Genomic DNA, 14,038 nt, shown 5'->3' on the forward strand with positions numbered 1-14,038 from the left:
GAGGTGGAAAGAGTGGAAAGTGTGATAGCAATTATCGTCAGTTACAATAGAAAAGTATTATTGAAGGAGGCAATTGATCATCTTTTAAAGCAGAGCTATAAGGACTTTGATATTCTAGTTGTTGATAATGCCAGTACAGATGGCACTAAAGAGTATATAAGGGAATATATTCAAAATAGTGATATCATCTATCATAATACTGGAACAAATTTAGGTGGTGCAGGGGGATTTTCAACTGGCATTCGTATTGGTGTTGAAAAGAAGTATAAATACCTGTGGATTATGGATGATGATACATTGACAGAGACCAACACATTGAAGGCGCTCATGGAAGCAAAAGATTTGTTGCAAAAACCATTCGGATTCCTTTGCAGTGATGTAAGATGGACAGATGGCAGTGCATGCAATATGAATATACCGAATATCGAAGAAAATTGGTATGAAGATACATCGCTGTTAGAAAAAGGGTTGCTGAGAGTAAAGCAATGCTCCTTTGTTTCCTGTTTTTTCTCAGTAGATATTGTAAGGGAATTAGGGCTTCCAATAAAAGAATTTTTCATTTGGGGGGATGATGCGGAATATACAAAACGTATAAGTATGAAATATCCATGCTATTTCGTCAGTAATAGCCGTGTTGTGCATAAAATGGCGAGCAATATCCCAACGGATATTATTGCAGAATCTCCAGATCGCTTATTTCGATATAATTATTCTTATAGGAATATGTATTATGTTAAGAAACTGGAAGGCGGTAAGCTCAATATGTTTTTATTCTATTACAGAACTCTGCTGGAAATTATATTAATTATCAAAAGTGATGGAAAAGGTAAAAGAAAAAAAATAAGAACGATTTGTCACAGTATGCGCCAGAGAAAAAAATTTAAACCTAAAATTGATTATATTGAGTAAGTCAAGGAAAGGGATATATGAAAAAAAGTGTAAAATTAAACTATATATTTAATTTGTGCTATCAGCTTTTATTGATTGCCTTGCCATTGATTACAACGCCATATGTATCACGGGTTCTGGGGGCTAAAGCAATTGGTACATATAGCTTTACGCAATCTATTGTAACCTACTTTACTCTACTTGGTTGTATCGGGTTGGGGTTATATGGACAAAGAGAAGTGGCATATTGTCAAAAGGATACTTTGAAACGTACAAAAATTCTGACAGAGCTTGTACTTTTAAAAATATGCAGTGTTCTTATCAGTTTGGCGGTATATATTTTTGTATATCTGAAACTGCCGGATTATAAATTTCTCTTTATGATTCAGATTATAGATATAATCGCCAACATATTTGATATAAACTTCTTTTATCAAGGAATGGAAGAGTTTCAGAAAATTATTTTAAGAAACATTGTTGTACGGTTTATCAGCATTTTCTGTGTGTTTGCGTTTATAAAATCTCCAGATGATCTACCATTGTATATCGCCATACAGTCATTGTCTATTTTACTAGGGAATATCAGTATGTGGATTACTTTACCGAAATATGTTGTAAAGCTGAATGGAGTAAAGCTGGAAATAGCGCGACATATAAAGCCAACTCTGGTATTGTTTTTCCCGCAGATTGCAGTATCTATCTATACGGTTCTGGATCGTACAATGATTGAACTTCTTACTGGAAATACAGAAGAGATTGGCTATTATGAGCAGGCGCAGAAAATTGTAAAGTTGGCTTTGACTATTGTAACATCTCTTGGAACAGTCATGATGCCACGGATCTCTAACTTGTTCGCAGAACAGAATTTGAAGGAAATTAGAGAATACATACACAATTCTTTAATGTTTGTCATGATTTTGGGATTTCCGATAATGTTTGGGTTAATGGGGATTGCTCCCAATTTAATACCATGGTTCTTAGGAAAAGAATTTGTTCCAAGTGTGCATCTGGTCATGGTAACCTCTCCAATCATACTGTTAATTGGTATGAGTAATGTCATCGGTATTCAACTGCTGCTTCCAACACGCAGACAGAAGGCTTATACAATATCTACAATCATGGGCTCTGTTATCAATTTATGTTTAAATATACTTTTAATTCCTACTTTATTATCACTGGGTGCTACCATTGCTTCACTTGCGGCGGAATTATCTGTAACGCTATTTCAAATATATTGTGTAAGAGACGATATTGAATTTGGAAGCATTATGAAAGAGTCATTGCGCTATTTCGTTATTGGTTTTATAATGTTTATAGGAGTTTATGGATTGAGCATATCATTAAATCCGAATGTACTTTCCACAATGTTGATTATTGTGGTAGGAGTGATTTTCTACTTTGCTACTCTTATTTTCAGAAAGGATGTTTATATATATTCGATTCTGAATGTTCTGAAAGTTAAAATGTTAGGCAAAGCGGTGAAAAGGAAATAGGAGGCAGGTATTATGAAGTATAAATATGTTATTGTAGGTGCGGGAATCGCAGGAATAACAATGGCTGAGCGTTTAGCTGAGAAAACGGACAAGAGAATCTTAATCATTGATAAACGAAATCATATAGGTGGTAATGCATATGACAGCTTTAATGATGAAGGTATTTTAATTCATAATTATGGACCGCATATATTTCACACTAATAGTAAACGAGTATATGATTATTTGAGGAAATTTACGGAATGGAATGACTTTCAGCACAGAGTATTAACATTTGTCGATGGAAATCTGTTGCCCATGCCGATTTCGGTTGAAACTATAAATAAATTATACAATTTGAATCTATCCTGCTATGAATTTGAGGAGTTTATTGAAAAACACAGAGAAAAGATGGAAGAAGTAAAAACAAGCGAGGATGTGGCATTAAGCAAAGCAGGAAAAGATATATACGAGAAGTTTTTTAAAAATTATACAATGAAGCAGTGGGGAGTTGACCCGGCTCTGCTTGATACCTCGGTAATCAACAGAATTCCGTTCCGTTTTAATAGAGATACTAGATATTTTGCAGATAAATATCAAGGAATGCCAAAATACGGATATACAAAAATGTTTCAGAAAATGCTGGATAAGAAAAATATACATATTTTATTGAACACGAATTATCAAGATATAATGAATGAGGTAGCTTATGATACATTGATTTATACAGGTGCTATTGATGAATTTTATGATTATAAATTCGGAAAACTCAAATATAGAAGCGTACAGTTTAAAATGGAAACACTAGATACAGAATCTTTTCAGGCTACACCGGTTGTGAATTATCCAAATGACTATGATTATACTCGCATTACAGAATTTAAGAAATTGACATGGCAGAAGCATGAAAAAACAACAATTATGAAAGAATATCCATGCTTTGGAGATGAGCCCTATTATCCATATCCAACGAAAGAATGGACAGATAAATTTGCACAATATAAAAAATTGATGGATAAGGAAGAGAATATTTTATTTATTGGAAGATTGGCTGAATATAAATATTACAACATGGATGCAGTAATTGAGAAAGCATTAGATCTTGCAGAAAAAATATAGACACAAAGGAGGCTGAAAGATGCTGAGTTTTGATTTCAATAGGAAAAGTTCAAGCAAAATCTCTCCTTTCGCTATTGCTTGTATTCTCAATGCTATATTGCTAGCATTGTATTATTTTAGCGGTACGATGAAATATGAGGTGTCTGATGACTTTCTAATGCAGATAATGGTATCGGGGACTTATAGTGGAGAGCCCTCACCATACATCATGTTTATGAATCCGCTAATAGGTATATTATTATCTCAGCTTTATTCTTTATGTAGTACTATTAATTGGTATTTTTACTTTCAGGTTATTGTTATTTATTGTACATTGACCTCTTTTAGCTATTTATTGTTGAAAAAAAGCAAAAGATCTATCATAACATATTTTTATCTAAGTGTTTTCTTGTTTTTTTTTAGTAGCGATTTATATCAATTAATACAGTTTACAAAAACAGCAATGTTGGCAATCTGCTGCGGAGAGGTATTTTTGCTTTATGCGCTATATGCAAAGCAATCAAATATGAATTATAAGATTTATGGTTTTTTCTGTATTTTACTTGGAACTATGATACGATCAAAGTGTTTCTTTATTAGCATGCCGTTTTTTTTGATTACCTCTATATATGTATTATTGTTAAAAAAGGATTCAACGCGAATTTGGAGTAATGGTATTAAAAAATTATGTCTATTATTTATCAGTTGTATATGTGTTTATGCAATAACCATGATTTCCAGCTCTATATATGTGCATGGACATCAGGATTATGCTACATATAAAGAATTTAGTAGCGAACGAGCGGAAATTACTGATTATAAAACAGTTCCATATGAAAAAATCGAACAAGAGTTAAATGATGCAGGTATCACAAAGACAGAATATCTCAATTTTATTCATTGGGGATTCGGAGATTCTAAGATTTATAATATTAAAACAGTAAAACAAATAAATGATATATTGGCTATATATAGGCATAACGACCATGAAAATTTACGCTCTATTATTAGAATGCTATTGAGTCGAGGATATTATAAATATTTAAGTGTTTTGGGATGTGTTATCTTATTTATTTGTTATATCCTGCTTGGGCATGGAAATCGACTTGCGGCTTTGTTACATTGTACTAGTGCTATCGCTTTAATTGTGTTTTTGATATATATGGGACGTATTGTATATAGAGTTGAATATGCAATTTTCTTATCTCTTGGCATGCATATATTACTACTGTATATAGTAGAAGATAATTTGAAATCGTATAGGTTTGAATCATGTGTTCCTATAGTTCTTGTATTGCTAGCATTCCTCAAAGTATATGGGGTTTTACCAATAAATGATATGTATAATTTTGAGGTAATGAACAAATCATGGCTGAATGATTTAAGAAAATATAGAGTAAGTTTTACAGAAAATAAACAATCTGATTTTTTACAGACAATGTATGAGGAAACAGATAATTTATATTTACTTGGATTTCAAACGACGATACAATCGTTGTATTTAAACTATGATCCTAGATTCTCAGTAGAACCACAGGCGTTTAAAAATTTTATTTATTTATCCGGAGTAGATGCAGAACATCCAGAACGTATGACATGGTACTCTCAGAGGAAATTAAAGCATTCAATGGATATACTTTTAAAAGAGAATGTATACCTTGTGGAAAATAGTTATCAGAATGAAATTTTGGATTTTGTAATTGAGAATTATAAAAAAGATGCCACAATGAAGTTATATGGAGATATAGATGGTTATAAAATTTGGAAACTCAGTTAATTGAGAATATCTATGATTATTTTTTGAATTCTAAAGTGAAAAGTTAAATTTTACTTCAAAAAGGAGAAAAACAGGTGGAATTTACTGTTTCAAGGTGAAAATCACGGAAGACAATAAGAGTATATGATGTTAAAATTGAAAAACACTTGCAGGATTTAGATTTTTAGGTACACTATTAATGTAGATAAGTAAAAAAATGCATGATGAAAAGCAAATGGAATTAGCTATATAATAACTTGTATGACTAAATTTACTTTTATAGTAAGATCATGTGTAGGCTGACAATTAAATTTTACTTATCTATTTCTTGATAAGATAAGGTTGCAGTATGATGCGGACCTTATCGACTTTGGTTATTCCAAAATCATAGAATTTCTTCATCATTGGTGGATTTAGAAATTCGAGATACTCAATGGGCGATTTTCCATTGAGTTTTTCTTGTACACCCGACATGGGTGATAACTAGACGGTGAAAGTCCGTTGCGTGGTTGTGGCAACATGCAGTAAAGTGCTAGCCAAAGGCAAGGTGATTATCGCGAGGTAATGATTGAAGGAAGCCGGATATTGGGTAAAAAAAATCCAATGGGCAAAATCTTGGGCCTACAAACAGAAACAGGATATGAGGCTGTTAGTCTGGACGACCTTGCAAGACAAAGAGAAGTCCAAGTTGCCAAATATGACGAAGCAGTAAATCCTGAGGCTGCACGAGAGGAAAGTTATCACACCTTCTTCGGGGAGGTCTCATCGGCGTAGAAACGAGGTGGAGAACGCCACGCAGTAGAAACGTAGTAACAACGAACGGTGAGAAGTACCTAAGGGGCAGACTCTCAACAGAAGCCGTAGTAGTGAAGAAGTTCCGTAATGGGAATGGAGCGAAGGGCAGAACAAAGAACCGGCTTTCGAGGTTCATGGATGTACGTTATTTTCTCAAAACAATCTGTGGTCGACCCAAGTGGTCGTGAGGGTTGGGAAATAACAAGCGACGGAAAGGAAGAAGCAAAGCGTAAGGTAATGAGTAATAAAGGCTCTGCCGGACAAAATGACAGTGTTCCAACTTCCAAAGTATATTGAGGAGCATGGCGATGAACTTTGCGAAACCATAAGAAAAAGAAAATATAGGCCGTTGCCAGTCAGACGAGTGCAGATACCAAAGGACGACGGAAGTAAAAGAAATTTGGGTGTACCAAGCGTAAAGGATAGGTGGATAGAACAAGCAGTATGCCAAGTATTGACACCAATCTTTGAAATGGAATTCTCAAATGCTAGTTACGGATTTCGTTCAAGAAGAAAAGCGGAACAGGCAGTCATAAAAGCATTAGAATAAATGAATGATGGCTATGATTGGATAGTAGACCTAGACCTTTCAAAAATTCGATAATGTGAATCAAGATATTTTAATGATTCTAGTACACAAAGTAATAAAAGACCCAGATGTAGAATCATTGATTCGTAGATTCTTACAGGGAGGTGTACTGGTAGAAGGAACGTTTGAGGAAACAAAAGTCGGAACGGTGCAAGGCTCACCAATCAGTCCATTACTAGCAAATATCTATCTAAATGAATTCGACAAAGAATTGAGTGCAAGAGGATTGAGATATGTGTGTTATGCGGACGGTTGCATCATTTGTGTAAAAAGTGAAATGGCAGCAAATAGAGTGATGAAGTCGGTCACAAAATGGCTTCATGAACACCTGCGTGTAGAAGTGAATGCGACAAAGACAAAGGTGAGCAGACCTAACGGCATCAAATATTTAGGTTTTGGCTTTTATCATAAGCAGAATGAATGGAGACCAAAGCCACACATCAAATCGATAAATAAATTAGAATATAAACTGAAACCACTGTTAAAGAGGAATTGGGGTGTATCTATGGTATATCGAATGAAAAAGATAAATGAAATCGTAAGAGGATGGATAAACTACTATCGAATAGCAGATATGAAAGCAATCATGGAGAGAATGGATCGAAAGATACGATTACATATCCGAATGTGCTATTGGAAGCAGTGGAAAACAGTCAAAAACCGAGCTAATCACTTATACTTTCTTGGTATGCCAAAATATTGGTGCTGGCTATATGCCAATACCAGAAAAGGATACTGCAAAGCAGGTCAGTGGCTTGGAAGATGGATAACAAATAAATTACTCAATCAAAAAGGCCTACTATGCTTAGTAGACCATTACGCTAAAGTACATACATCTCAACAGTTAATGTTGGGACTTTGAACCGCCGGACGCCGAACGGCATCTCCGGTGGTTTGGGAGGAATAAGGTTAAGGACGGGCAACCCATCCTTAACTACCTACCCGATTTGGTGAGGAATTGACATTCGATAGGACAGCATTCAAATCATTCTGATTGTAAGCGGTCTAAAATCAACACATATCCAAAAGAAGATGCAGATACCCTTGACTATCAGGTGTCTGTCTCTTTTGCACTACATAATTTCTGTACGTTCTGATGCCAGGGCATCAGTCGGTAACTCGTATTCACCTGTTTCTTCCTTTAGCGGAAGTTCCTCCAATAGGTGATTCAAGTAGCACCTCGGTATCAATCCATTCTCTTTCGCACTCTCTACGAGGCTGCACACAATGGTGGGCAGAGCCTATATTACCGCGCTGCTCTGTGTTCCTCTAGCTCTGCCCGTGAACATACTGTTCTTTCTTCCTATGATCACTGGCCTCTGACTGCGTTCTGCCAGATTGTTCGTCAACTCCAGCCTGCCATCTTTCAAGAATGTATACAGTTGCTCTTTATTCGTTCTCGCATATTGTATTGCCTTGTGTAATTCACTCTTTTCTGATACCTGATCTACGATTTCATCAAGGTATGTGAAAAGATCATTCAGCTTTGGACGTATGTCTGTTTCACGCCTTTCCCTGATCAGGATATACTCTTTCCCACATTCTTTCCGGATCTTACTGTCCGTTTTGAATATGCCTTATATCTCTTTATGCCTTCTTTCGCTACCTCTACACTGCCATTTCCTTTTTGCGCTTTTACGATATCCGCAAACTTTCTCCGTACATGCGCATGACATAGTACTCTCGTACCTTTCACCCCGTTATAACCGGCATAATCATCACTCTGCAGATAACCATGGTAATCTTTCAGGAATTCCGTCGCGATCTTTCCGCTCCTTCCTCTTTTGTGGACATAAAGCACGATATTTTTTCTGCTGTCGCTCCTGTTCGGAACATCCAGATATAGGCCTGCTTCAGCTGACTGCCTTTTCTGCCATCTGTAAATACATCGTGATGTGTCTCATCCGCATAAATGATATCCTCCTCCAGTAGTCTTCTATGTATATATGTATAGACCTTTTCCAGATATAGATCACTGCTGTCTAACATCCATCTTGCGTATGTATGTCTTGGAAACAGGATACCCTCCTGCTTCATGCTCTGCTCAATCCTATATATTGGCACTCCCTTAAGACACTAGACTTGCGGATGCTGGCGATTTAGGAAACAGCGTTACTGGTCCTGCGGCCTTGATCACAGTTCCTTTATCTTTCTTATGACAGCTTCGACAGGTATATTCAGGGATTCTATGGATGATCAGCTTCTGTTATGCAGGTATTATCACCAGCTCCAGTTTTTCGTCAACACGGATCTGATGTAGTTTACCTCCACATGTTGGACAATCCTTATTTTCCAGATCATAATCACGATATTCCTTTTCAATATCTCTTGGCAGGTTATCCATCGTGTATTTTTTCTTTTCATGACGTTTATGTTCAGCGATATTGACTGCTTCTTCCTGCTCATCCTCATAAGCCAATGTATCTGCTTCATCGAAGAGGTCCATCTCATTCTACAGTACCAGAGAAATCTTTTCACTGGATTTTCCATACAGCTTCTGCTGGTTCTTTTTCAGCTGCTCTCTATAGAGTTCTGTATTCTTCTCCAGATCTGCGTTCTTCTGCCATAGTGTCTGATACATGTTGACTATCTCTTCTCTGGTAAGTTTATCATAATCCATCCTGCAGACACCTCCATCTTTACTCATTCAGTATAACAGGAAAAAATGTAGAATTTAAGTCTTTAATATTCTACATTTTTCGTTAGAATATGCGTTTCGAGGTTTCTTTGAATGCTCGCTTCTGATCGATGGATAGTCCCTCCAATAGCCAGCGCAGTTCCTGCTTTTTGATAGCCATTGCTTTCTCTTATGACTTTGGCCACTGGTATTTGCTTTCCAGCAGCTTCATTGTAAGTAGCTCAAATCCGTTCAGATCAAAGTGCAGTACTTTTATCGCATCTTTTTTTCGATTACAGAATAGGAATACGGATTCTGAAAAAGGATCAATTTCTTCAATTAGTGATATGATCCTTACACATCCCTTGATCCCTTTCCTGAAATCTGTACTGCCACATATGATGTAGAAATGCTCTACATGTTCGATATCGATAAGCATTAGCGGACGAGGGTAAGGATATCTTTCAGAAACTCCTTATCCGTATCTGGTGTAACTTTGATACGTACGCCATTGACCTCAAGTTGAAGGAACGGCTGTTTCCTTTTCTGCGATTTGACCTCGACTACTGCCCCGACAGAATCCTGTCTGCTCTGTTTGTAATGTGCCTGTAGCTCCGCTACACCTACATTTAGTTTTTGGCAGAATTCATTTACTGACTCTGTTGATTCTCTTTTGATAAACTACTTTATGAGGGGACTCCAGTCTCTTCTCTTGTCATTTTTGCACATACCTTTTCTATATGCTTATTATCACATATCTTTTTTCTTTCTGGTAGTGTGTGTTTTTTAGATTGCTTACATTCTGATCCACTAACACAAGGCTACGTAAGTCTGTACCACTTGGGCATATATAGCGCAGCTCAATATGATTGTTATCCAAACTGCCTTTTGGCACGATTGCAGAGGATCACAATAAAAAACGCTTGTTCTTCTTGTGCCGCCGCTCTGGTTTCTATGGTTTCAGCAGCAGTAAATTCAGAGCCTCTGTCTGTAAGAAGTATCTGAACTTTGTTGTGGAACAAGTCTGAGCCGATGATAGAGTCCAGCAGAACAACACCATCTAACATACTCTGAGCATCCTTTTTATCGCGCAGGTGTGCAAACAGAAAGCCATATTTGATAATGTTTAAGCAGAGAAAGCAGGATTTCATCAAGCTGTTTGATTTCATCGATTGTGGCATAGATACCGATGCGGTTATTGATGAGGGAAGAATGATCGTGTCGAGCATGAAAAAGGGATTAGATCAGAAAAGGAAAGGGAGCAATACGAACCATGTAATTCTACTGGAATTACTGAATGGCTAATTTCAATTTTATTTCTTTGAAGTAGAATTTAACTTTTCACTTCAGGCTTTTTTACTTCAGCCTATTATAATATTGCTTTTTCTAATAAAATGAGTTAGTATTATTATATTTATGAAATGTTTTTTCAGATAAGAAAGAAAGTCAAGAGGGAATGATATGAAAGTATACTTAGTAACTGGCGGAGCAGGATTCATCGGAAGTAATTTTATCTACTTTTTATTAAAAAAATACGATGATATAAAAATTATCAATGTAGATAAATTAACATACGCAGGAAATTTAGAAAATTTAAAAGAAATTGAAAATGATGAAAGACATGTATTTGTACAGGCCGATATCTGTGACACAGAAGCTATTGCATCACTTTTTGAGATGTATGATATTGATTACGTAGTTAATTTTGCGGCAGAGAGTCATGTTGACCGCAGTATTTTAAATCCGGAAATATTTGTAGAAACAAATGTTAACGGAACAGTAAATTTATTGAAGAATGCAAAGAAATACTGGACAATAGGGGAGGATACATATAAGGCGGGAGTTAAATATTTACAAGTATCTACAGATGAAGTTTATGGTTCGCTCGGTGAAACCGGTTATTTCACAGAAGAAACTTCAATCACACCGCATAGTCCATACAGTGCTTCAAAAGCAAGTGCTGATTTGTTTGTTAAAGCATTTGCGGACACATATAAAATTCCGGTAAATATTACGAGATGTAGCAATAACTATGGACCATATCAGTTCCCGGAAAAACTGATTCCTCTAGTTTTTAATAATACTCTGAATCACAAAAATCTTCCTGTTTATGGGGATGGTTTGAATATTCGGGATTGGCTGTATGTAGAAGATCACTGCAAAGGGATTGATATGGTAATCAATGGTGGTCGCTTAGGTGAGGTATATAACATTGGAGGACATAACGAGAGAACTAATATTTTTATTGTGAAAACTATTATTGATTATGTAAAAAACAATATTGATGATAAAGTTGGCGAATATATGATTACATATGTAAAAGATAGAAAAGGCCATGATCGCCGTTATGGAATTGACCCTGAAAAAATTAAAAATGAATTGGGGTGGTATCCGGAAACGACATTTGAAGAAGGAATTAAATTAACATTAAACTGGTATCATACACATGGAAACTGGATAGAGCATATAACAAATGGAAAGTATCAGGATTACTATAAAGAAATGTATGAGGGACGGTGATAGATATGAAAGGGATTATATTAGCGGGAGGATCAGGAACGAGACTATATCCATTAACAAAAGCAATTTCTAAGCAGATATTGCCTGTCTATGACAAGCCGATGATTTATTATCCGCTTTCTACGTTATAATGCTTGCAAATATTCGTGATATTTTAATTATTTCAACACCAAGAGATATTGAAATATTTAAGAATTTGTTAGGTGATGGCAAACAGTTAGGTATTCATTTAGAATATGCTATACAGGAAAACCCTCGTGGTCTTGCTGAAGCCTTTATAATTGGGGAATCTTTTATTGGAGATGATCGGGTTGCTCTAGTATTAGGAGATAATATTTTTTATGGTAGACATTTTTCTTCTGTTTTGGAAACTGCTGTATCACAAAGTGGTGCAACTATATTTGGATACTATGTGAAGAATCCTAAAGAATATGGAGTTGTTACTTTTGATAAGAATGCAAAGGTTCTGACTCTTGAAGAAAAGCCAGAACATCCTAAATCTCATTATGCTGTACCTGGTCTTTATTTTTATGATAATGATGTTATTGATATCGCGAAAACTATCAGTCCTTCTAAACGTGGAGAGTTAGAAATAAATGCTGTAAATAACAGATATTTGGAAAGGGGAAAATTGAATATTAAGATTTTGGGACGCGGATTTGCCTGGCTGGATACAGGAAATCATGATTCTTTATTAGAAGCCTCAGAATATGTAGCATCTATACAGAAAAGACAGGGACTTTATGTTTCATGTATAGAAGAAATCGCCTATATCAAAGGATTTATCGATCGGATGCAATTATTGAAATTGGCAGAGCAGTTCTCGAAAACTGAATATGGTGGATATTTACAGCGTTTAGCGGATGAAAATGTTGAAGAAATAGCGATAAGTAGAGGATAAAGGGATGAGTGTAAAAAAACTATGTTTTGAATCATGGATTTTAGAAGACGGAAATGTATCTAAAAATGCAGACATTGATGAATGGATTGATAGATTAAACAACACGACAAAAGTTGATATAAACAAAATTGACTTACAAAAAAGTGATTTTTGGTTTTATGATGAAAAAGAAGGGGTCATCAGAAATAAAAATCACAGTTTTTTCACAATTAAGGGGTTTCAGAGAAAGAAAGAAAACAAAATTGTTCAGGAGCAGCCCGTCATTATTCAGGATGAAATAGGATACTTGGGTATTATTTGTAAAGTAATTGACGGCGTGTTGAATTTTTTAATGCAGGCTAAAATAGAGCCGGGTAATCTGAATAATATACAGCTTTCTCCTACGATTCAAGCAACAAAAAGCAATTTTATGCAAAAACATGGAGGAAAAAAGCCTAATTATTTAGACTACTTTATGGATGCATCCAATTATGAGATTATAGTAGATCAGATACAATCTGAGCAGTCCTCTAGGTTTTATAAGAAGAGAAACAGGAATATTATAATCAAAGTTAATGATGAGGATATCATACTTGAAAAAAATTTCAAATGGATGACTTTAGGACAAATTAAGCGATTGATGAAGCGTGATAATATTGTGAATATGGATACAAGAACAGTTTTATCTTGTATTCCGTATTATAATCATGCGTTAAGTCAAGATGAATTAAAAGAAATGATGGAAAAAGCAAAAGACAAAGCATTATTTAAGTCAGTTTTTTGTGCTAATGATGAAGGGATAATACCTCGTATATATCAGTTTATCAATAATATAAAAATGTTTGAGGAAACTAAAGATTTTCTTGTTCCATTAAAAGAATTGTCTACATGGGAGAAAAATGGGGAAGAGTTTGTTTGCAAACAAGAGCACAATTTTAAAGTAGTGTTCTGCGACATAATGATTGAGGGAAGAGAAGTAGTACGTTGGACACAGCCTTTGTTTGAAGCCACTGGAATTGCCATATTTGGTCTGTTTACATGTGTTGAAAAAGGAATTCGCAAGTTCTTGGTGAAAGCAAAAAGAGAAATTGGATGCTTTGACATTTTAGAGCTTGGGCCGACGCTTCAAATTGAGCCTTCACATATAAATGGCGCTACCGATAATGTTATTTCAATCTTTCTTGAAAAATTAGATAAAGAGGAAAGGGTTCTTCATAACGTCTTGCTTTCTGAAGAAGGCGGACGGTTTTATCATGAGCAGAATCACAACGTAATTATAGAAATAGAAAAAGAAGAAGTATATGTATCAGAAGAGGATGGATATTTCTGGGTAGATTACAGTACACTTAATCAATTGGTGCAGATTAATAATTGCCTGAATATACAGTTACGCAATTTGATTTCATTATTGGAGGTATGATAA

18 protein-coding genes and 1 pseudogene are annotated in these 14,038 nt (G+C 35.4%); 11 read left to right on the forward strand and 8 right to left on the reverse strand.

The window, feature by feature from the left end; all coding sequences use genetic code 11:
* The first annotated feature begins 12 nt into the window (after window positions 1-12).
* The 7 genes from GKZ87_01695 (at window position 13) to GKZ87_01725 (ending at window position 7,460) form a co-directional block, all read left to right on the forward strand.
* Window positions 13-909, forward strand: coding sequence for a glycosyltransferase (locus GKZ87_01695; GenBank protein ID QSI24306.1), 897 nt, complete (start codon window positions 13-15; stop codon window positions 907-909).
* A 17-nt stretch (window positions 910-926) separates the two neighbouring features.
* Window positions 927-2,381, forward strand: a complete 1,455-nt coding sequence (locus GKZ87_01700) for an oligosaccharide flippase family protein (GenBank protein ID QSI24307.1) — start codon at window positions 927-929, stop codon at window positions 2,379-2,381.
* A gap of 12 nt (window positions 2,382-2,393) precedes the next feature.
* A complete protein-coding gene (gene glf / locus GKZ87_01705) occupies window positions 2,394-3,479 on the forward strand; it encodes a UDP-galactopyranose mutase (GenBank protein QSI24308.1) in 1,086 nt (361 codons plus the stop codon).
* Window positions 3,480-3,498: 19 nt separating this feature from the next.
* Window positions 3,499-5,235 (forward strand): hypothetical protein, encoded by a 1,737-nt coding sequence (locus GKZ87_01710; protein ID QSI24309.1) that lies wholly within the window; start codon window positions 3,499-3,501, stop codon window positions 5,233-5,235.
* 543 nt (window positions 5,236-5,778) lie between these two features.
* Complete coding sequence (locus GKZ87_01715; GenBank protein QSI24310.1) at window positions 5,779-5,988, forward strand: hypothetical protein; 210 nt, start codon at window positions 5,779-5,781, stop codon at window positions 5,986-5,988.
* 114 nt (window positions 5,989-6,102) lie between these two features.
* The gene (locus tag GKZ87_01720; GenBank protein ID QSI24311.1) at window positions 6,103-6,306 is read left to right on the forward strand and encodes a hypothetical protein; all 204 of its coding nucleotides are present in this window, start codon (window positions 6,103-6,105) and stop codon (window positions 6,304-6,306) included.
* 308 nt (window positions 6,307-6,614) lie between these two features.
* On the forward strand, window positions 6,615-7,460 hold the full coding sequence (locus GKZ87_01725) for a hypothetical protein (protein QSI24312.1): 846 nt from the start codon (window positions 6,615-6,617) through the stop codon (window positions 7,458-7,460).
* A 211-nt stretch (window positions 7,461-7,671) separates the two neighbouring features.
* Here the strand turns inward: GKZ87_01725 and GKZ87_01730 are convergent, their stop codons facing one another.
* The 8 genes from GKZ87_01730 to GKZ87_01765 all read right to left on the reverse strand — a co-directional run bounded on the left by GKZ87_01730 (window position 7,672) and on the right by GKZ87_01765 (window position 10,282).
* Window positions 7,672-7,836 carry a hypothetical protein gene (locus GKZ87_01730; protein QSI27848.1) on the reverse strand — a complete coding sequence of 55 codons (165 nt, stop codon included), beginning with the start codon at window positions 7,834-7,836 and terminating at the stop codon, window positions 7,672-7,674.
* A gap of 3 nt (window positions 7,837-7,839) precedes the next feature.
* Window positions 7,840-8,172, reverse strand: coding sequence for a transposase (locus tag GKZ87_01735; GenBank protein QSI27849.1), 333 nt, complete (start codon window positions 8,170-8,172; stop codon window positions 7,840-7,842).
* Complete coding sequence (locus tag GKZ87_01740; protein ID QSI27850.1) at window positions 8,118-8,483, reverse strand: transposase; 366 nt, start codon at window positions 8,481-8,483, stop codon at window positions 8,118-8,120. The genes GKZ87_01735 and GKZ87_01740 overlap by 55 nt, the downstream gene beginning before the upstream one ends.
* Window positions 8,345-8,635 carry a transposase gene (locus tag GKZ87_01745; GenBank protein ID QSI24313.1) on the reverse strand — a complete coding sequence of 97 codons (291 nt, stop codon included), beginning with the start codon at window positions 8,633-8,635 and terminating at the stop codon, window positions 8,345-8,347. Before GKZ87_01745 ends, GKZ87_01740 begins: the two co-directional genes overlap by 139 nt.
* A gap of 169 nt (window positions 8,636-8,804) precedes the next feature.
* Entirely contained in the window at window positions 8,805-9,044 is a 240-nt protein-coding gene (locus GKZ87_01750) for a hypothetical protein (GenBank protein QSI24314.1), read from the reverse strand.
* A gap of 6 nt (window positions 9,045-9,050) precedes the next feature.
* The gene (locus GKZ87_01755; GenBank protein QSI24315.1) at window positions 9,051-9,218 is read right to left on the reverse strand and encodes a hypothetical protein; all 168 of its coding nucleotides are present in this window, start codon (window positions 9,216-9,218) and stop codon (window positions 9,051-9,053) included.
* Window positions 9,219-9,405: 187 nt separating this feature from the next.
* The gene (gene tnpB, locus GKZ87_01760; GenBank protein ID QSI24316.1) at window positions 9,406-9,654 is read right to left on the reverse strand and encodes an IS66 family insertion sequence element accessory protein TnpB; all 249 of its coding nucleotides are present in this window, start codon (window positions 9,652-9,654) and stop codon (window positions 9,406-9,408) included.
* A gap of 433 nt (window positions 9,655-10,087) precedes the next feature.
* A complete protein-coding gene (locus GKZ87_01765; protein ID QSI24317.1) occupies window positions 10,088-10,282 on the reverse strand; it encodes a hypothetical protein in 195 nt (64 codons plus the stop codon).
* Between the two features lie 55 nt (window positions 10,283-10,337).
* On the opposite strand from GKZ87_01765, the gene GKZ87_01770 reads away from it, so the two are divergent.
* From GKZ87_01770 to GKZ87_01785, 4 genes and pseudogenes are all read left to right on the forward strand, one after another.
* Window positions 10,338-10,520, forward strand: coding sequence for a hypothetical protein (locus tag GKZ87_01770; protein ID QSI24318.1), 183 nt, complete (start codon window positions 10,338-10,340; stop codon window positions 10,518-10,520).
* Window positions 10,521-10,676: 156 nt separating this feature from the next.
* Window positions 10,677-11,735 carry a dTDP-glucose 4,6-dehydratase gene (gene rfbB, locus GKZ87_01775; GenBank protein ID QSI24319.1) on the forward strand — a complete coding sequence of 353 codons (1,059 nt, stop codon included), beginning with the start codon at window positions 10,677-10,679 and terminating at the stop codon, window positions 11,733-11,735.
* Window positions 11,736-11,740: 5 nt separating this feature from the next.
* Window positions 11,741-12,636: pseudogene (gene rfbA, locus GKZ87_01780) on the forward strand (glucose-1-phosphate thymidylyltransferase RfbA).
* 4 nt (window positions 12,637-12,640) lie between these two features.
* Window positions 12,641-14,035 carry a dNDP-4-keto-6-deoxy-glucose-2,3- dehydratase gene (locus GKZ87_01785; protein ID QSI24320.1) on the forward strand — a complete coding sequence of 465 codons (1,395 nt, stop codon included), beginning with the start codon at window positions 12,641-12,643 and terminating at the stop codon, window positions 14,033-14,035.
* The last annotated feature ends 3 nt before the right edge of the window (window positions 14,036-14,038 follow it).

Source organism: Erysipelotrichaceae bacterium 66202529, assembly GCA_017161075.1.
Taxonomy (GTDB): Bacteria; Bacillota_I; Bacilli_A; order Erysipelotrichales; family Erysipelotrichaceae; genus Clostridium_AQ.